Source organism: Pseudomonas sp. PDM24 (assembly GCF_019218905.1).
Lineage (GTDB): Bacteria > Pseudomonadota > Gammaproteobacteria > Pseudomonadales > Pseudomonadaceae > Aquipseudomonas.
Window position 1 is genome coordinate 164,852 of sequence record NZ_JAHUWR010000002.1, and the last position, 19,353, is coordinate 184,204.

A 19,353-nucleotide genomic window follows, 5' to 3' on the forward strand; every position below is an offset into this window, starting at 1 on the left:
TCCAGGCAGTGCGAGAGAAGAACACAAGGCAACGCGTTACCCGACCATTCGGTTAGTTGGCAGCCGACCGGCGGGTGATATAAAGACAGCCCGAAAAAAGCCCGAAACCCCTGAACGCCTGAGCGTGTGGGTTTCGAGCATTTTCAGATGTCGTTTTTCCGCCAACTACGTGTAGGAAAAACCTGTAGGCAGCGACGAATTGTCGCAGATCTTATTCTTTGTTGATTGAACGTTCAATCAAAACAAAATAGACTGGCCTTTAACCCGGTAGCCGTTTTTCGTCCACCGGAAGGCCTAAGGAGATGTGCAAGATGCCCAAGGTCGGTATGCAACCCATCCGCCGCCAGCAATTGATCGAAGCCACGCTACAGGCTGTCGACAAGGTCGGCATGGGGGACGCCAGCATTGCGCTGATCGCCCGTTTGGCCGGTGTCTCGAATGGCATCATCAGTCACTACTTTCAGGACAAGAACGGCCTGATCGCCGCCACGGCGCAGTATCTGATGAGTGTCCTCAGCGAGAACGTCACCGCGCGCCGTCAGGCGCTGGAGGACACCAGCCCACGGGCTCACCTTCAGGTGATTATCGAAGGCAACTTCGACGCCAGCCAGGTCAATGGCCCGGCAATGAAAACCTGGCTGGCCTTCTGGGCCACCAGCATGCACCACCCGTCTTTGCACCGGTTGCAGCGGATCAACGATCACCGTCTGTATTCCAACCTGTGCTGCCAGTTCCGCCGTGTGTTGCCGCTTGATCAAGCGCGCAGCGCCGCCCGCGGCCTGGCAGCCCTCATTGACGGTTTGTGGTTGCGCGGCGCGCTGTCGGGAGATGCTTTCGACACCGGGCAGGCGCACCAGATCGCTTACGAATACATGGATTTCCAACTGGCCAAGCAGGTGAGTTAGAGCACACAGAACCGCTCAGCACCTGAACCGCTACCGACCGCGACGCCACTGCTACACGGCTCGCCCGGTGGTCAACGCCAACCACTTATGCACTTGCGAGGACCTTATGGCCCGTTTCGAACTGCAAAAACTCTACATCGATGGCGGCTACAGTGACGCCAGCAGCGACGCCACCTTCGAAGCCATCAACCCGGCTAACGGTGAAGTCCTCGCAACCGTACAACGTGCGACCCAGTCAGACGTTGAGCGCGCTGTGGTCAGCGCCGAAAAGGGTCAGAAAATCTGGGCTGCAATGACCGCCATGGAGCGTTCGCGCATCCTGCGTCGCGCCGTCGACATCCTGCGCGAGCGCAACGATGAACTGGCCGCCCTGGAAACCCTGGACACCGGCAAGGCGTACTCCGAAACCCGTTACGTCGACATCGTCACCGGCGCTGACGTGCTGGAGTACTACGCAGGCCTGGTGCCGGCCATCGAAGGCGAGCAGATTCCGCTGCGCACCACGTCTTTCGTCTACACCCGTCGCGAGCCGCTGGGCGTCGTGGCCGGTATCGGCGCATGGAACTACCCGATCCAGATCGCCTTGTGGAAATCCGCACCGGCCCTGGCGGCCGGTAACGCGATGATCTTCAAGCCAAGCGAAGTCACCTCCCTGACTACCCTGAAACTGGCCGAGATCTACACCGAAGCTGGCGTTCCGGCTGGCGTGTTCAACGTTCTGACCGGCAGTGGCCGTGAAGTCGGCACCTGGCTGACCGAACACCCACGCATCGAAAAAATCTCCTTCACCGGCGGCACCGACACCGGCAAGAAGGTGATGGCCAGCGCTTCCGCTTCGTCGCTCAAAGACGTGACCATGGAACTGGGCGGCAAATCCCCGCTGATCATCTTCGACGACGCCGACCTGGATCGCGCCGCCGACACCGCGATGATGGCCAACTTCTACAGCTCCGGTCAGGTCTGCACCAACGGCACTCGCGTGTTCGTACCGAGCCACCTGAAAGCTGCGTTCGAAGCCAAGATCGTTGAGCGCGTTGCCCGGATCCGCGTCGGCAACCCGGAAGACGAGAACACCAACTTCGGCCCGCTGGTCAGCTTCGCCCACATGGAAAGCGTGCTGGGTTACATCGCCAAAGGTAAGGAAGAAGGCGCGCGCGTTCTGTGCGGCGGCAGCCGTCTGACCGAAGGCGAATTCGCCAAAGGCGCATTCGTGGCACCGACCGTGTTCACCGACTGCACCGACGAGATGACCATCGTTCGCGAAGAAATCTTCGGCCCGGTGATGAGCATCCTGACCTACGAAACCGAAGAAGAAGTGATCCGTCGCGCCAACGACACCGAGTTCGGTTTGGCGGCTGGTGTCGTCACCAAAGACCTGAACCGCGCTCACCGTGTGATCCATCAACTGGAAGCCGGTATCTGCTGGATCAACGCCTGGGGCGAGTCCGACGCCAAGATGCCGGTCGGCGGCTACAAGCAGTCGGGCGTGGGTCGTGAGAACGGCATCAGCTCGCTGAACAACTTCACACGCATCAAATCGGTACAGGTCGAACTGGGCGATTACGCCTCGGTGTTCTAAGCCCCGAGTCTTGTGTTGCCCGCGAGGCCGCCTTCGCGGGCAAGCCTCGCTCCTACGGGATCGAGGTTTGCCGCAGGTTTGTGCACGACGCCGAACCTGTAGGAGCGAGGCTTGCCCGCGAATCGAGTGCGCAGCACTCGCCACGGCCATGACCTGACCACTTTCAAAGAGGGTGCATTCAATGTCCCAAGAATTCGATTACATCATCATCGGTGCCGGCTCGGCCGGTAACACCCTGGCGACCCGTCTGACTGAAGACGAAGGCGTCACTGTCCTGCTGCTCGAAGCGGGCGGCCCGGATTACCGTCTCGACTTCCGCACGCAAATGCCGGCCGCCCTGGCATTCCCGCTGCAAGGTCGTCGCTACAACTGGGCCTATGAAACCGATCCAGAGCCACACATGGACGGTCGCCGGATGGAATGCGGTCGCGGCAAGGGCCTGGGTGGTTCTTCGCTGATCAACGGCATGTGCTACATCCGTGGTAACGCCATGGACTACGACAACTGGTCGAAGCTGCCCGGTCTGGAAGACTGGACCTACCTCGACTGCCTGCCGTATTTCCGCAAGGCGGAAACCCGTGACATCGGCCCGAACGACTACCACGGTGGCGACGGTCCGGTCAGCGTGACCACGCCGAAAGCCGGCAACAACCCGTTGTTCCACGCGATGGTTGAAGCCGGCGTGCAAGCCGGTTACCCGCGCACCGAAGACCTCAATGGCTACCAGCAGGAAGGTTTCGGCCCGATGGACCGCACCGTGACGCCGAACGGCCGTCGCGCCAGCACCGCGCGTGGTTACCTGGACGTCGCCAAGAAGCGTTCGACCCTGACCATCGTCACCCATGCCCTGACCGACAAGATCCTGTTCGAAGGCAAGCGTGCGGTCGGCGTGCGTTACCTGATCGGCGCCGCTGAAGAGCGCGTTGAAGCCCGCGCCCGCAAAGAAGTGCTGCTGTGCTCCGGCGCCATCGCTTCGCCGCAGATTCTGCAACGCTCCGGCGTCGGCCCGGCCGAACTGCTGAAGAAACTCGACATCCCGGTGGTCCACGACCTGCCGGGCGTTGGTGAAAACCTGCAGGATCACCTTGAGCTGTACCTGCAATACGCCTGCACCCAACCGGTCTCGCTGTACCCGTCGTTGTTGCTGCACAACCAGCCGGCCATCGGTGCCGAGTGGCTGTTCAACGGCACCGGCATCGGCGCCAGCAATCAGTTCGAAGCCGGCGGCTTCATCCGCACCCGTCCGGAATTCGATTGGCCGAACATTCAGTACCACTTCTTGCCGGTGGCGATTAACTACAACGGCAGCAACGGTGTGAAAGAACACGGTTTCCAGGCGCACATGGGCTCCATGCGTTCGCCAAGCCGTGGTCGCATCCAGGCCAAGTCCAAGGATCCGCGCGAGTACCCGAGCATCCTGTTCAACTACATGGCCACCGAGCAGGACTGGCAGGAATTTCGCGATGGCATCCGCCTGACCCGTGAAATCATGCAGCAGCCTGCACTGGACGCCTTCCGTGGCCGCGAAATCAGCCCGGGCATCGACGTGCAAACCGATGAGCAGCTGGACAAGTTCATCCGCGAACACGCCGAAACCGCGTTCCACCCGTCCTGCTCGTGCAAGATGGGCACCGACGAGATGGCCGTGGTCGATGGCGAAGGTCGTGTGCATGGCATGCAAGCCCTGCGCGTGGTCGATGCCTCGATCATGCCAATCATCACCACCGGCAACCTGAACGCACCAACGATCATGATGGCCGAGAAAATCGCCGACAAGATCCGCGGTCGCAAGCCATTGCCGCGTAGCAAGGCTGCTTACTACGTGGCCGGTGATGCACCGGTGCGTGGCAAGCCGTTGCGGGATGTGAGCCTGACTGCTCAGTAAGGCGTAATACCGAGGCGCGGCCTTCGCGAGCAAGCCCGCTCCCACATTAGATCGGTAGTGAACACAAATTTTGTGAACGCCAGAGATCAAATGTGGGAGCGGGCTTGCTCGCGAAGGGGCCCCAACAAACAATACATAATTTCCTGCTCCATACCGGGCAATCCTCTCTTACTCCGCTACGCCCTTGATCCTCCCCTTGCGCAGGCCTAATCTAGCGCCACGCAAACGTTTCTCCCCCTCGCAATACCGATACATCGCAACTCCATGCCAAGGAGGTTCCCGAATGTTCGATTTCCACCCCCAGCTCAAGCAGCGTTTTGCTGCCTTGCGCACGGGCGCTGAATTCTTTTCGCTGCGTTATGTACGCGAATCCGGCCAGTACCTGTCGGTGCGCAAGAACGTCGCCGAACCGCCGAACCTGAGCCGTGACGAAGGCGCGATGCTGACCGTTCGGGTCAACGGCGTCGAAGCCTATGCCGCGACCAATGACCTGTCCCAATCCGGTCTGCAAGCCGCGCTGGAGAAAGCCGAGCAACAAGCCCGTCGACTCAAACCTCACGCCCTGCTCGACCTGCGCGAGCAAGCCGTCTCCAGCGACCGCGCCGACTACTTATCACCCAATCTTGACCAGCCCTTCCCGTCCCTGAGCGATTGCTACCAGTTGCTCGGCGCCGAATCTGCCGCCGTGCCCAAGGACGAGCGATTGGTGAACTGGCAGGCGAGCATCGGCATCACCAACGTCGAGCAAATCTACCTCAACAGCGCCGGTGCCGAGTTGCGTCAGGCCCAGCGCTTCGTCTACCCGAGCATGGACGTCACCGCCTTCGACGGCAGCGACAGCCAGACCCGTAGCCTGGGCCGCGAGAACTTCGGCCAGCAGGGCGGCTTTGATGTGATCAGCCGTTGCGGCCTGATCGGTGCCGGCCCGAAAGTCGCCGATCAGGCGCTGCAATTGCTGCTGGCGCCGAACACCCCGCAAGGCCCCCGCGATCTGTTGCTGATGCCCGATCAAATGATGCTGCAGATCCACGAGTCCATCGGTCACCCGCTGGAACTGGACCGTATCCTGGGCGATGAGCGCAATTACGCCGGCACCAGTTTCGTCAAGGCAGAAGACTTCGGCAGCCTGCAATACGGCTCCGAACTGCTCAACGTGACGTTCGACCCGGACATCCCCGAGCAACTCGCCAGCTACGGCCATGACGATGATGGCAGCGCCGCCAGCAAGCAATTTCTGATTAAGGAAGGTTTGCTGCTGCGGCCATTGGGCGGTGCGCTGTCGCAATTTCGCGCCGGCATGGATGGCGTTGCCAACAGCCGCGCCTGCGGCTGGAACCGGCCGCCGATCGACCGCATGGCCAACCTCAACATCGAGCCCGGCGATCAGCCGCTGGAACAGCTGATCGGCAACATCGAGCACGGCATTTTGATGAGCACCAACCGTTCGTGGTCCATCGACGATGCGCGCAACAAATTCCAGTTCGGTTGCGAATGGGGCCAGTTGATCGAAAACGGCGAACTCAAGGGTGTGGTGAAGAACCCGAACTACCGGGCAATTTCCGCACAATTCTGGAAAAGCCTCAGCGCTGTCGGCGATGCCAACACCGTCAAAGTGCTAGGCACGCCGAACTGCGGCAAGGGCGAACCGAACCAGGTGATCCGCGTCGGTCACGCGTCGCCGGCCTGTGTGTTCAGCAATGTGGATGTGTTTGGGGGAGATGCCTGATGAGTACTGCCACGAGCACTTCAAATAGCCAGGCCGAGTCGTTCAAGGACCTGGTCAATTGGCTGCGCGATGCACTGCGCACGCCGGAGCAATTCACCCTCAGCTACGCCGCCGAGTCATCGGCTTTCGTGCGTTTCAACCACGCCAAGGTCCGTCAGGCCGGGCAGGTGCAGCAAGCGAGTGTCGGGTTCAAACTGATTAACGATGGTCGTCATGCCGATCTGAATATCACGCTGTCGGGCGACCACGAAGTTGATCTTCAGCGTCTGGCCGAAGGCCTGCAACAGTTGCGCGAAACCTTGCCACTGTTGCCTCAGGATCCATACCTGCTGCTTAACCAGAACGACTGGCAGAGCAACAACGTGCAGGAGCATCCGCTGCCGGACACCGAGCAAGTGGTCGCTGAAATCACCCAGGCTGCCGAAGGGCTGGATCTGGTCGGCTTCTATGCCGCCGGGCCGATCAGTCGCGGTTTCGCCAGCTCCTCGGGCGCGTTCGGCTGGCATCAGGCCAACAGCTTCAACTTCGATTTCAGCCTGTTTCATGAAAACGGTCAGGCGGTGAAAGCCAGCTATGCCGGGCACGACTGGAGCAGCGAAGGCTTTGCCAGGCGCTTCCAGCAGGCCCGCGAGCAGTTGGCGTTTCTGGGTCGGCCGTTGCGCACGCTGGCGCCCGGCGAATACCGCGCCTACCTGGCGCCGGCTGCGCTGGAAGAAATCATGGGCATGCTGAGCTGGGGCGGTTTTTCGGCCCAGGCGATTGCCAGCAAACAGAGCCCGTTGCAGAAGTTCTACGCCAGCGAAGCCTGCTTCAGCCCCAGCGTATGGTTGAGTGAGCAGGTCAGCGGTTCCTTGAGCCCGGCGTTTTCCGACGAAGGTTATCCCCGCGATGATCTGGGGTTGATCGCCAAAGGCATGGCCAATGCCCGACTGATCAATTCCCGCAGCGCCGCCGAATACGGCCTCGCTGCCAACGGCGCCAGCAGCCATGAGTACCCGACGGCGCTGGTTATGAACGGCGGCGATCTGGAGCAGAAGGACATCCTCAAGCGCCTCGGCACCGGGCTTTACATCAGTAACCTCTGGTACCTGAACTACTCGGACCAACCGGCAGCGCGCCTGACCGGTATGACCCGATTTGCGACCTTCTGGGTCGAGAACGGCGAGATTCAGGCGCCGGTGAGCACTATGCGGTTTGATGACAGCGTCTACAGCCTGCTCGGTTCGCAGCTGGAAGCGTTGACCGAGGAGCGTGAATTGCTGCTGTCGGCCAGCACCTACAGTCAGCGGGCGACTGCTTCGGCACTGTTGCCGGGCGCGCTCGTCAGCCGACTGACGTTGACGCTGTAAAAAAGCTTCGCGGGCAAGCCTCGCTCCTACAGGATCGGGGGTTGCCGCGGATTTGCGGCAAACGTTGTCGTGGATTTTGCGGCCGGCTCCAAACCTGTAGGAGCGAGGCTTGCCCGCGAAGAAGTCACCACGGTTTACCTGACTTACACCCACAAGAGGTCCCATGCCCGACCGCCCACCTCTCGACGCCATCACCGCCCGCTGGGTACCGTGGGTTGTGGCCATTGCCTTCTTCATGCAGTCCCTCGACGGGACGATCCTCAACACCGCCCTCCCCGCCATGGCCCGGGACCTGGCCGAAGACCCGCTGCGCATGCAGGGCGTCATCATCGCCTACATGCTCACCGTCGCCTTACTGATCCCCGCCTCCGGCTGGATCGCCGACCGTTTCGGCACCAAAAAGATCTTTTTCGGCGCCATCCTCCTGTTCAGCCTCGGCTCATTGCTCTGCGCCTTGTCCAGCACCCTGAGCATGCTCATCGGCGCCCGGGTGATCCAGGGCCTCGGTGGCGCGTTGATGTTGCCGGTCGGGCGTTTGGTGGTGCTGCGCGCCTATCCGCGCTCGGAACTGGTGCGGATCATGGGTTTTATCACCATTCCCGGCCTGCTCGGCCCGCTGATCGGCCCGACCATGGGCGGCTGGATGGTGCAATACCTGACCTGGCATTGGATCTTTCTGATCAACCTGCCGGTAGGTGTCCTCGGTTGCTACGCGGTGTGGAAATTCATCCCTGACCTGCGCGGCAGTGAACGCACGCGCTTCGATAGCCTGGGCTTTTTGCTGTTCGGCGCGGCGATGGTATTGATCACCATCGCCATGGAAGGCCTCGGCGAACTGCACCTGCCGCACTTGCGGGTGATGTTGCTGCTGTTCGGCGGCATGGCGTGTCTGGCGGCGTATTGGCTGCGGGCCGGGCACATCGACAATCCGCTGTTTGCGCCCTCGCTGTTCAAGACCCGAACCTTCGCCGTGGGCATCCTCGGCAACCTGTTCGCTCGCCTCGGCAGCGGCGCCCTGCCCTTTCTGGTGCCGTTGCTGCTGCAAGTGGCGCTGGGTTACTCGCCGTCTCAGGCCGGGATGAGCATGCTGCCCCTGGCTGCGGCCGCGATGATCGCCAAGTCGGTAGCGCGGCCGCTGATCGAACGCTTCGGCTATCGCAGCGTGCTGACCGGCAACACACTGGCGCTGGGGATCATGCTGGCCAGCATGGGCCTGGTCAGCGAGCAGACGCCGTATTGGCTGCTGCTGGCTCAGTTGGCGGTTCTGGGGGCGATCAACTCCTTGCAGTTCACCGCGATGAACACCGTCACCCTGATCGACCTCGACGACGCCAGCGCCAGCAGCGGCAACAGTTTGCTGTCGGTGGTCGCGCAATTGTCCCTGAGCCTCGGTGTGGCCTGCGCCGGCGCCCTGCTCGGTGGCTTCACGGCGGAGATCGGCAATGACGGCGTGGACACGGTTCTGGGCGCGTTCCAGCTGACGTTTGTGACGGTTGGAATCATGGCGATGCTCGCTGCAACCATCTTCTCGCAGCTTTCACCCAAGGATGGCCGACGGATGGTCAGCCGCGAGCACGATATAGAACATTGATTTGTAGCAGCTGCCGAGGCACGAGGCTGCGTTGCGTGTCCGCAGGACCGCCCTCGGGGGCTGCTTCGTAGCCCAACGCAGCCTCGTGCCTCGGCAGCTGCTACGACTTCTCGTCCGGAAACTTCAGGCGAATGGCCATGAGACTGATACACTGCGCGACATTTTGTTTTGCAGGCCAGTCCCGTGACCACCATCGCCACCGCTTTTAATACTTTGCCGCTGTCCGCCGCCATGCTGGCTAACCTCGACTCCCTCGGTTATACCCAGATGACGCCGATCCAGGCGCAAAGCTTGCCGGTGATCCTCAAGGGGATGGACCTGATCGCCCAGGCCAAGACCGGCAGCGGCAAAACCGCCGCCTTCGGTATCGGCTTGCTGAACCCGATCAATCCGCGCTTCTTCGGTTGCCAGGCGCTGGTCATTTGCCCGACTCGCGAGCTGGCTGACCAGGTCGCCAAGGAAATCCGTCGTCTGGCCCGCGCCGAAGACAACATCAAGGTCCTGACCCTGTGTGGCGGCGTGTCCTTCGGCCCGCAGATCGGCTCGCTGGAGCACGGCGCGCACATCATCGTCGGCACCCCGGGGCGTATCCAGCAGCACCTGCGCAAGGGTTCGCTGGTGCTCCATGGCCTGAACACGCTGATCCTCGACGAAGCCGACCGCATGCTCGACATGGGTTTCTACGATTCCATCGAAGAAATCATCGCCCAGACCCCGGAGCGCCGCCAGACCCTGCTGTTCTCCGCCACCTACCCGGTGGGCATCAAGCAACTGGCGTCGAAATTCATGCGCACCCCTCAGATCGTGAAGGCCGAGGCGTTCCACGACGATACGCAGATCGAGCAGCGCTTCTACGAGATCTCCCCGGAAGAGCGTATGGACGCGGTGGTCAAAGTCCTCGCGCATTTCCGTCCGGCGTCCTGCGTGGCCTTCTGCTTCACCAAGCAGCAGGTTCAGGAAACCGTTGATCACCTGACCTCCAAAGGCATCTCCGCCGTCGGTCTGCAGGGTGATCTGGAACAGCGTGACCGCGATCAGGTATTGGCCATGTTCGCCAACCGCAGCACTTCGGTGCTGGTTGCCACTGATGTCGCCGCGCGCGGTCTGGACATCGATATGCTGGACATGGTGATCAACGTCGAACTGGCCCGTGATTCGGAAATCCACATCCACCGTGTCGGCCGTACTGGCCGTGCGGGCGAGAAAGGCATTGCGATCAGCCTGGTCGCACCGTCCGAAGCCCACCGCGCCCAAGCCATCGAGCAACTGCAGAAGTCGCCGTTGAGCTGGGATCAGCTGAGCAACCTCAAGTCCCAGGGTGGCGCACCGCTGCTGCCGGTGATGAGCACGCTGTGCATTGGTGCGGGCCGTAAAGACAAGGTACGTCCGGGCGACATTCTCGGCGCACTGACCGGCGATGCCGGCATCCCGGGTGCCCAGGTCGGCAAGATCGCGATTTTCGACTTCCAGGCTTATGTGGCCGTGGAACGCGGGATCGCCAAGCAAGCCTTGCAGCGCCTGAACGACGGTAAAATCAAAGGCCGTTCGTTGCGCGTGCGCATTTTGTAAGCGATCGTCTGGCTGACAGAGATCAAATGTGGGAGCGGGCTTGCTCGCGAAAGCGGACTGACAGACAACATCCATGTTGAATGTACTGGCCCCTTCGCGAGCAAGCCCGCTCCCACATTGGTTTGCCGGTGAATTTAAATTTTGTGTGAGGACACCGTTTTGCGCTCTACCGAAGTCGTGATCATTGGCGCTGGCGCCGCAGGGTTGATGTGTGCGCTGACCGCCGCCGGGCGCGGGCGCAAAGTGATGTTGCTCGATCATGCGAACAAGGCCGGCAAGAAAATCCTCATGTCGGGCGGTGGCCGCTGCAATTTCACCAACATGTACACCGAACCGGGCAATTTCCTCTCGCAGAACGAGCACTTCTGCAAATCCGCCCTGGCGCGCTACACCCAGTGGGATTTCATCGGTCTGGTGGCCAAACACGGTGTGCCGTACCACGAGAAGAAACTCGGCCAGTTGTTCTGCGATAACAAATCCAGCGACATCCTCGAAATGCTGCTCGATGAATGCGATCAGGTCGGCGTCAGCCTGCACCTGGACACCTCGATCCAGACCATCGAGAAGCTGGAAAGCGGTTATCTGCTGGATACCACACTGGGCCAGGTCACGTGTGAATCCCTGGTGATCGCCACTGGCGGCTTGTCGATTCCGACCCTCGGTGCCACCGGTTTCGGTTATCAAGTGGCCAAGCAGTTCGGTCACGACTTGCTGCCGACCCGCGCCTGCCTCGTGCCGTTCACCATCACCGATCAGCTCAAGGCGCTTTGCACCGAGCTGTCCGGTACGTCGGTGGATTGCCTGGTGAGCTGCAACGACCAGAGTTTCCGCGAGAACATCCTGTTCACCCACCGAGGCCTCAGCGGACCGGCGATCTTGCAGATTTCGTCGTTCTGGGAATCCGGCGACACGGTGGGAATCAATCTGATGCCGGATCACGACGTGCCGACCTGGCTGCAACAGCAGCAGGCCGAACGTCCCAACAGCGAGTTGAAAACCCTGCTCGGTGAAATCTTCACCAAGAAAATGGCCAATCTGCTGGCGGATAACTGGTTCGCCTCCAAACCGATGAAGCAGTACACCCACGCCGAACTGGCGGACATCGCCGACAAACTGGCGAACTGGAAAGTCGTGCCGGCCGGCACTGAAGGCTACCGCACTGCCGAAGTGACCCTGGGCGGCGTTGACACTCGCGAAGTGTCGTCCAAGACCATGGAATCGCTGAAAAGCCCAGGGCTGTATTTCATTGGTGAAGTGCTCGACGTTACCGGGCATCTGGGCGGATTCAATTTCCAGTGGGCCTGGGCCTCTGGTTACGCTGCCGCGCAATTCGTCTGATCGACCGCGTTATCGTTCTTCGCGGGCAAGCCTCGCTCCTACAGGGCGGAGTTGCCGCAATTTTTGTGGCGACACAAAACCTGTAGGAGCGAGGCTTGCCCGCGAAGGCGTCCCGACAGGCAACACAGAGTGCGCAAGGAACAGATTTTGCTGTCAGATGTGATCGGCGCCATTGCGTCGACGTCATTAGTGGCTCAATTTAGCGTCATTGCCTCGGAAGGCCTTCGCACTTCATGTCATCGACCACATTTCGGCAGTCTCTGCGTCGCCTCTGGGCGCTGGATAAATTCAGCTACAGCGTGCGGGTATTCATCGCCCTGACCGGCAGCATGGCGCTGTGTTGGTATCAGGATGAAATGGGGCTGCTGATCCCGTTGTTCCTGGGGATCATCGCCAGCGCCCTGGCTGAAACCGACGACAGTTGGCAGGGTCGCCTCAACGCGCTCGCAGTGACGCTGGTGTGTTTCATGGTCGCGGCCCTGTCCGTCGAACTGCTCTTCCCCTACCCCGTCCTTTTTATCATCGCCTTTGCCCTGGCCAGCTTCTGCCTGACCATGCTCGGCGCGCTGGGCGAACGTTATGGCGCGATTGCTTCGGCAACGTTGATTCTGTCGGTCTACACCATGATCGGCGTGGACCAGCGCGGTGGCGCGGTCACTGATTTCTGGCACGAACCGGTGCTGCTGGTGGCCGGCGCGGCCTGGTACGGCTTGCTCTCGGTGCTGTGGCAGGCGCTGTTTTCCAACCAGCCGGTGCAGCAAAGCCTGGCGCGGTTGTTCCGCGAACTGGGTTATTACCTGAAGCTGAAATCGTCGCTGTTCGAACCGATCCGGCAGATGGACGTGCAAGCGCAGCGCCTGGAACTGGCCCAACAGAATGGTCGGGTGGTGGCAGCCCTGAACGCCGCCAAGGAAATCATTCTGCATCGGGTCGGCGACGGTCGGCCGGGGGTGAAAGTCAGCCGTTATCTGAAGCTGTACTTCCTCGCCCAGGACATCCACGAGCGCGCCAGCTCCTCACACTACCCTTACAACGCGCTGGCCGAAGCGTTCTTCCACAGCGACGTGCTGTTTCGCTGTCAGCGCCTGCTGCGCCAGCAAGGCAAGGCCTGCCGCGCACTGGCCGAATCGATCCAGATGCGCCAGCCGTTCACCTATGACGCAAGCTTCGCCGAGGCCCTGAACGACCTGCATGCCTCCCTCGAACACCTGCGTATCCAGAGCAATCCGGCCTGGCGCGGTCTGCTGCGTTCGTTGCGAGCATTGGCCGCCAACCTCGGCACACTCGACCGTTTGCTCAGCGACGCCAGCAACCCCGATGCGCTCGCAGACGCCACCGACAGCAGCTTGCTCGACCGTTCGCCACGCAGCCTCAAGGATGTCTGGATACGTTTGCGCACGCAGCTGACGCCGACCTCATTGCTGTTCCGCCATGCCCTGCGCCTGCCCCTGGCGCTAAGCATTGGCTATGCGATGGTGCATTTGATCCACCCGTCGCAGGGATACTGGATCATCCTCACCACGCTGTTTGTCTGTCAGCCGAACTACGGCGCCACCCGGCGCAAACTCGGGCAGCGGATCATCGGCACCGCCATCGGCCTGACCGTGGCCTGGGCGCTATTCGATCTGTTCCCGAACCCGTTGATTCAGTCGAGCTTCGCCATCCTAGCCGGGGTGGTGTTCTTTACCAACCGCACCACCCGCTACACCCTGGCGACTGCCGCGATCACGCTCATGGTGTTGTTCTGCTTCAACCAGGTGGGCGATGGTTATGGGCTGCTTCTGCCGCGACTGTTCGATACCTTGCTCGGCAGTCTGATCGCCGGGCTGGCGGTATTCCTGTTCCTGCCGGACTGGCAGGGTCGACGCCTGAACAAAGTGCTGGCCAACACCCTCACCTGCAACAGCATTTACCTGCGCCAGATCATGCAGCAATACGCCGCCGGTAAAAGCGACGACCTGGCTTATCGCCTGGCCCGGCGCAACGCGCACAACGCCGATGCCGCGCTGTCGACGACGCTGGCCAATATGCTGATGGAGCCGGGGCACTTTCGTAAGGAAGCGGACGTCGGGTTTCGTTTCCTGGTGCTGTCGCACACCTTGCTCAGCTATTTGTCGGGGCTGGGGGCACACCGCGAAACCCAATTACCCACGGAGGTGCGCGAGCATTTGATCGACGGCGCTGGCGTGAGCCTGGCTGCCAGCCTCGACGAAATCGCCCAAGGCCTGGCGAGCAAACAGCCGATTGCGATTCAGAGTGATGAGGAAGAAGCGCTGGCCAATGGGCTGGAACAAATGCCGGATGAGATCGATGAAGGGCAGCGGTTGGTGCAGACGCAACTGGCGTTGATCTGCCGGCAGCTGGGGCCGTTGCGGACGTTGGCGGCGCATTTGATCAAGGATACGAGCGAGGCGTGAGACTTTTAGTGACAGGGCCGGCCCCTTCGCGGGCAAGCCTCGCTCCTACAGAATCAGTGTCGGCCACGGGATCTGTGCCAGACACCTAATCTGTAGGAGCGAGGCTTGCCCGAAGGCGTCAGCTCAGACACCGCAGTCCTTTCAGATCACATCCCATGCTGCCTGAGCAACTTCTCATAACTCCCATCAGCCTTCATCGCCGCAATCTCACGGTCGAAACCGGCAACGATCTGTTCATGCTGCGGGTTCTTCAGGCTCACCAGAATATGCAGGCTGTTCTCGCTCAATGGCTTGGGCAAAAACTCCACGGCATTGCGTACCTTGAATGACTCCCGAGCCAGGTAATACCGAGCGACAAACTCGTCTTCCAGAGTCAGCTTGACCCGGTCGGCCGCGACCATGCGCACGGCCATGGCGAAGCTATGCACGGGTACTTTCTGCAGCGACACATCGTCGTCGAATGCTTGCGAATAGGCATAACCGCGTACTACCGCTATCGGGAAAGTGTGCAGTTGTTGCAGGTTGTTGAATTCGATCGGCGTATCTTTGCGCTTGAGAAAGCGCACGCGGTTGAGCAGGTACTCGCCGGAAAACTGCCCCAGCTTCGTGCGCTCATCGGTGTACCAGGCGTTGACCAGCACGTCGTAACGCCCCTCGCCTATCCCAAACAAGGCTCGCGCCCACGGCACCTGTTCGAAATCACTGCCATAACCGGCCCGGGCCAGCGCGGTGCTAACGATGTCCGTGGCCAGTCCACCATTGACCAGCGTGGCGTCGGTAAAGGGTGGCCAGGCATCGGCTACCAGACGCAGCTTTTGCGCTGCCGCACTCTGTGCCAGCAACAGCAATCCAATCAAAGCAAACGCTCGATGCAATCGCGGCATGCCAGAAAATCCTTAGCGGGCGGGTTGCCCGACGTGTTTTCAGCCAAAACTCCAAGGCCCCTTTAGCGGCGAAACCCAGGTCCTAACATTAGCTTATCGACGACATTGCACAGCGCTGCATCGCAGATTACACAAAGAAGACAATCTCGCGAGAAATGAATGATGGCATTTTGGCCTTTGTCACAGATTTCTTTGCCATAAAGACATCCCGCCTCAGGACGCTTAGTATCGGAGCACGTTGTTCAAGGAATCTGAAGATGACAATCGATTGGGTCTGCAAGCACCACAGCGATCTGGGCAAAGAGCAGCTGTATGCCATTTTGCAGCTGCGCGCCGAGGTGTTCGTCGTCGAGCAGAAATGCCTTTATCAGGACATCGATGGGCAGGACCTGGAAGGTGACACCTGCCATTTGATGGGCTGGGACGGGGATCGACTGGTAGCCTATCTGCGCTTGCTCGACCCGGAGTTACAGGGCGGCGACGTGGTGATTGGCCGAGTGATCATTGCTCCCGCTGCACGCGGCGCCGGGCTTGGGCATGAAATGATGAGCCAGGCGTTGAAACAGGCCGCCAAACGCTGGCCCGAAGTGCCGATCTACCTCTCGGCCCAGGCGCATTTGCAGGGGTATTACGGGCAGTACGGGTTTGTGGTGGTGGGTGAGGAATACCTGGAGGATGACATTCCGCATATCGGGATGCGTCGTTCCTGAGGGCCTCTTCGCGGGCAAGCCTCGCTCCTACAGATTATGTGTCGGCCACTTCCGCCCCTGTAGGAGCGAGGCTTGCCCGCGAAGGCGTCAGCCCTGTCGCCGCAGAAATTCAGGGATACTCAAGCACCGCTTTGATCTGCCGCAGATTGCGCTCGATCCACCCCCGATCAATCGCCCCCCACTCGCGAATCCGATAGCGCCCCGCATGGTTGCGCGCGCCTTCTTCCTGCTCGAACTCACAAACGATATCCAGATCCGCCAATGCCGCGATAGTGTCCTGGGCCGTGCGCCGAGGCATGCCGGTGACTTCGGTCAACGCCGGGACGCTGCTGGCCAACCCGCTGTCGATCAGGTACGCCACGTACAACCGGCGGTAGAAGCTGCTTTTGGTCTTGCTCACGTCCATCCATGCGCTCCTTATTGGAAGATCTTCTATTGCATATCCCGCCACGTCAGGTACACCCGCAAATCGAACTCCACCTGGTGATACCCCGGCAACATGTGTTCGCACAGCTTGTAGAACGCCTTGTTGTGATCCGACTCTTTGAAATGCGCCAATTCATGCACCACGATCATTTTCAGAAACTCGGAGGGCGCGTCCTTGAACAACGATGCCACGCGGATTTCTTTCTTGGCCTTGAGCTTGCCGCCCTGTACCCGGGAGATCGCGGTGTGCAGGCCGAGCGCGCGGTGGGTCAGGTCCAGACGGTTGTCGAATAACACCTTGTCGATCGCCGGGGCGTTGCGCAGGTATTCCTGCTTGAGGTCCAAGGCATAGGCGTACAGCGCCTTGTCGCTCTGCACCTCATGCTTTTGTGGATAGCGCTGGCTCAGGTAATCGCCCAGCCGACCTTCGGCGATCATCTGTCGCACCTGGTCCTGCAACGTAGCGGGATAGGCCTGGAGGTATTTCAACGCGGTCATTGGGGCGGCAACACGAGTCACGAAAAGGCCGCCAGTGTAACGAATTCAACTCGTCAGCGCGCTCCAGTCGAACGGCTCGACAAAGTGACAAGTGTCCTCGGCCATCAACGGCCGCGCGACCAGAAACCCCTGCACATACTGGCAACCGTTGGCTTGCAGCCATTCATATTGCGCCACGGTCTCCACCCCTTCAGCGATGACTAACAGACCGAACTGTTTGCACAAGTCGATGACACTGCGTGCCAGCGCTGCATCCCGCTCGGATCCCGGCAACCGGGCGATCAAATGCCGGTCGAGTTTGAGCGTGTCCAGCTCCAGGTCGCGCAAATGCGCCAGCGAACAAGCCCCGGAGCCAAAATCATCCAGCGCCACCCGCACTCCCAAATTGCGCAACAAACGCAGCTGCTTGCGGGTTTCGTCGGGGTTAAGCATCAAGGCCTCCTCCGTGACCTCGACCTCCAGCTGCCGCGGTTTCAAACCATGGCGCTCCAGCACCTGGCGCAGCTCGGTGACCAGATTGGGCAAACCAAATTGCGTGCTGCTCAAACTGACGCCCAGCACCAGATCTTCGGCAAACAAGGTTTCCCAGGCTTTTCGCTGTTTGGCCCCACGATGGTAAATCCAGCTGCCCAGGCGACTGATCAACCGCGCCTCTTCCAGCAACGGCAAAAACAGCCCCGGCGGTACATCGCCGACACTCGGATGCTGCCAGCGCAGCAACGCCTCGAACCCGCGAATCTGCCCGTCGGCAATGGCCACCTGAGGCTGATACACCAGGTTGAAATCACGATTCTCGATGGCCGTGCGCACGCTCTCTTCGAGCATCAACCGCGAGCGCGCCCGGCCATTCATTTCGTGATCGTAGAAGCGATATTGCTGACGCCCGGCACGCTTGGCTTCGTACATGGCGATGTCGGACGCGCGCATCAACCCGTCGAGATTAGCCCCACAATCGGGATAAGTAGCGATGCCGATACTGGCGCCCAAGGCGATGTCCATGCCTTCGATCTGCTGACAGATCGACACCCGCTCGATGAGCTTCTCGGCAATCTTCGCCGCGTGCTCGGGGAGCTCAAGATCCAGCAGCGCGGTGAACTCATCGCCGCCCATCCGCGCCAGGATGTCGAAGGGTCGCAGACACGCCTTCAGCTGCTCGGACACCCATCGCAGCACCCGGTCGCCCGCATCGTGGCCGAGGGAATCATTGACCCGCTTGAAGCCGTCGAGGTCCAGGTACAACAGCACCCACGTGCTATCGGAGCGTTCGCCGCGCAGCAGCAGGTTTTCGACGGTCTGGTAGAAACCCCGACGATTGAGCAGCCCGGTCAGCGGATCGGTCACCGCCTGAAACTCCAGCTGCTGATGCAGATGGTGCACCACCGACATGTCCAGCACCGTCACCACCATGGCATGTTGTTCGCTGGGCAAAGGCGCGCAGGACAACGCCACCGGCACTTGCTGGCCAGGCGCGGTACGCAGCAACGCATCGTGCAGGCGCAGGGTTTCACCGCGCTTGTAGCCGGCAAACAATTCGGAGTCGGCCCAGATCGGAATGTGCGGCTTTTGCAGGAAATCCAGAAACTCTTTGCCTTGCAGTTCGTGCACCGTGGCATTGAGCAAGCGGGACATCGCCGGATTGGCAAAGCGAATCAGCCCATCCTCCCCCACCACCAGAATGCCTTCGGCGGCGTTATCCAGCACCGAGGCATTGAAGGCACGAGCGACTTCCAGGTCATGGCTCAACTGCTGCAAGGCACGGCGATTACGCTGATGCTCGAGCAGGGCCTGGACTTTGGGTTTGAGAATTTGCGGGTCGAACGGTTTGAACAGGTAATCCACCGCGCCACTGGCGTAGCCCTTGATCACGGCGTCCTGGGATTGTTCGTTGGCGGTAAGGAAAATAATCGGCGTGAGTCGGGTTCGCTGGCTGCCACGCATCAGGCGCGCCACTTCGAAACCGTCCATACCCGGCATCTGCACATCCAGCAGTACCAGGTCGACATCGTGTTCGAGTAACAGGCTGAGCGCTTCAAACCCGGAAGCCGCGGTGAATACCTGCCAGTCCTGGCGCTGTAACAGCGCGCGCATGCTGATCAGGTTTTCGGGGTAATCATCAACAATTAAAAGGATTGAGCTGCCTTCAGCTGGCATAGGTTGTGCGCATTCCATGCTGCATCTCTTGTTCGTGACCTCAGGCCGGCCTCTTGTGAAAACCGGACACATAATGCGACTTCACTCTAGACCCGGATCCGCAAAAGCAGAAGCTACCGGAGTGCCGTCACTTCAATAAGTTTCACATAGCCGACTAACGGTCAGTCCTACAGCCCCCGTAAACCGGGAAAGATGGCATTTCGACAGGATGTTGACGTCAACCATCTGCCAAACGGGCATTAACAAACAACCGTTCTACGCTTATAAAGACTGCCCGAAGGCGCGGGCTAGAGCTTCTGGCACGTGCGTACAGAACAAAGTGGAA

The 19,353-nt window shown here is 60.4% G+C and carries 14 protein-coding genes; 10 read left to right on the forward strand and 4 right to left on the reverse strand.

What is annotated here, in order from left to right:
• Positions 1-311 precede the first annotated feature (311 nt).
• From betI to yccS, 9 genes are all read left to right on the forward strand, one after another.
• Entirely contained in the window at positions 312-905 is a 594-nt protein-coding gene (gene betI / locus KW837_RS08595; RefSeq protein WP_192344858.1) for a transcriptional regulator BetI, read from the forward strand.
• A 106-nt stretch (positions 906-1,011) separates the two neighbouring features.
• Entirely contained in the window at positions 1,012-2,484 is a 1,473-nt protein-coding gene (betB, locus tag KW837_RS08600) for a betaine-aldehyde dehydrogenase (protein WP_218395249.1), read from the forward strand.
• Between the two features lie 181 nt (positions 2,485-2,665).
• Positions 2,666-4,369, forward strand: coding sequence for a choline dehydrogenase (gene betA, locus KW837_RS08605; protein WP_218395250.1), 1,704 nt, complete (start codon positions 2,666-2,668; stop codon positions 4,367-4,369).
• Positions 4,370-4,652: 283 nt separating this feature from the next.
• On the forward strand, positions 4,653-6,095 hold the full coding sequence (locus KW837_RS08610) for a TldD/PmbA family protein (protein WP_218395251.1): 1,443 nt from the start codon (positions 4,653-4,655) through the stop codon (positions 6,093-6,095).
• Positions 6,095-7,444: a TldD/PmbA family protein gene (locus KW837_RS08615; protein ID WP_218395252.1), complete on the forward strand. Its 1,350-nt coding sequence runs from the start codon at positions 6,095-6,097 to the stop codon at positions 7,442-7,444. Before KW837_RS08610 ends, KW837_RS08615 begins: the two co-directional genes overlap by 1 nt.
• A 163-nt stretch (positions 7,445-7,607) precedes the next feature.
• Entirely contained in the window at positions 7,608-9,035 is a 1,428-nt protein-coding gene (gene mdtD, locus KW837_RS08620; RefSeq protein WP_218395253.1) for a multidrug transporter subunit MdtD, read from the forward strand.
• A gap of 231 nt (positions 9,036-9,266) precedes the next feature.
• Positions 9,267-10,604, forward strand: coding sequence for an ATP-dependent RNA helicase DbpA (gene dbpA, locus KW837_RS08625; RefSeq protein WP_256348686.1), 1,338 nt, complete (start codon positions 9,267-9,269; stop codon positions 10,602-10,604).
• Between the two features lie 159 nt (positions 10,605-10,763).
• On the forward strand, positions 10,764-11,942 hold the full coding sequence (locus KW837_RS08630; protein ID WP_218395255.1) for an NAD(P)/FAD-dependent oxidoreductase: 1,179 nt from the start codon (positions 10,764-10,766) through the stop codon (positions 11,940-11,942).
• 233 nt (positions 11,943-12,175) lie between these two features.
• The gene (yccS, locus tag KW837_RS08635) at positions 12,176-14,359 is read left to right on the forward strand and encodes a YccS family putative transporter (RefSeq protein ID WP_218395256.1); all 2,184 of its coding nucleotides are present in this window, start codon (positions 12,176-12,178) and stop codon (positions 14,357-14,359) included.
• Between the two features lie 146 nt (positions 14,360-14,505).
• Here yccS and KW837_RS08640 read toward each other — a convergent pair whose 3' ends face one another.
• Positions 14,506-15,243: an ABC transporter substrate-binding protein gene (locus KW837_RS08640; RefSeq protein WP_218395257.1), complete on the reverse strand. Its 738-nt coding sequence runs from the start codon at positions 15,241-15,243 to the stop codon at positions 14,506-14,508.
• A gap of 257 nt (positions 15,244-15,500) precedes the next feature.
• On the opposite strand from KW837_RS08640, the gene KW837_RS08645 reads away from it, so the two are divergent.
• A complete protein-coding gene (locus KW837_RS08645; RefSeq protein ID WP_218395258.1) occupies positions 15,501-15,953 on the forward strand; it encodes a GNAT family N-acetyltransferase in 453 nt (150 codons plus the stop codon).
• Positions 15,954-16,062: 109 nt separating this feature from the next.
• Here KW837_RS08645 and KW837_RS08650 read toward each other — a convergent pair whose 3' ends face one another.
• Genes KW837_RS08650 through KW837_RS08660 form a run of 3 tightly spaced genes read right to left on the reverse strand, consistent with a single transcriptional unit; the run spans position 16,063 to position 19,046 of the window.
• The gene (locus KW837_RS08650; RefSeq protein ID WP_007894945.1) at positions 16,063-16,359 is read right to left on the reverse strand and encodes a helix-turn-helix domain-containing protein; all 297 of its coding nucleotides are present in this window, start codon (positions 16,357-16,359) and stop codon (positions 16,063-16,065) included.
• Between the two features lie 26 nt (positions 16,360-16,385).
• A complete protein-coding gene (locus KW837_RS08655) occupies positions 16,386-16,877 on the reverse strand; it encodes a M48 family metallopeptidase (RefSeq protein WP_218395822.1) in 492 nt (163 codons plus the stop codon).
• Between the two features lie 45 nt (positions 16,878-16,922).
• On the reverse strand, positions 16,923-19,046 hold the full coding sequence (locus KW837_RS08660; RefSeq protein ID WP_218395259.1) for a bifunctional diguanylate cyclase/phosphodiesterase: 2,124 nt from the start codon (positions 19,044-19,046) through the stop codon (positions 16,923-16,925).
• Positions 19,047-19,353 lie beyond the last annotated feature (307 nt).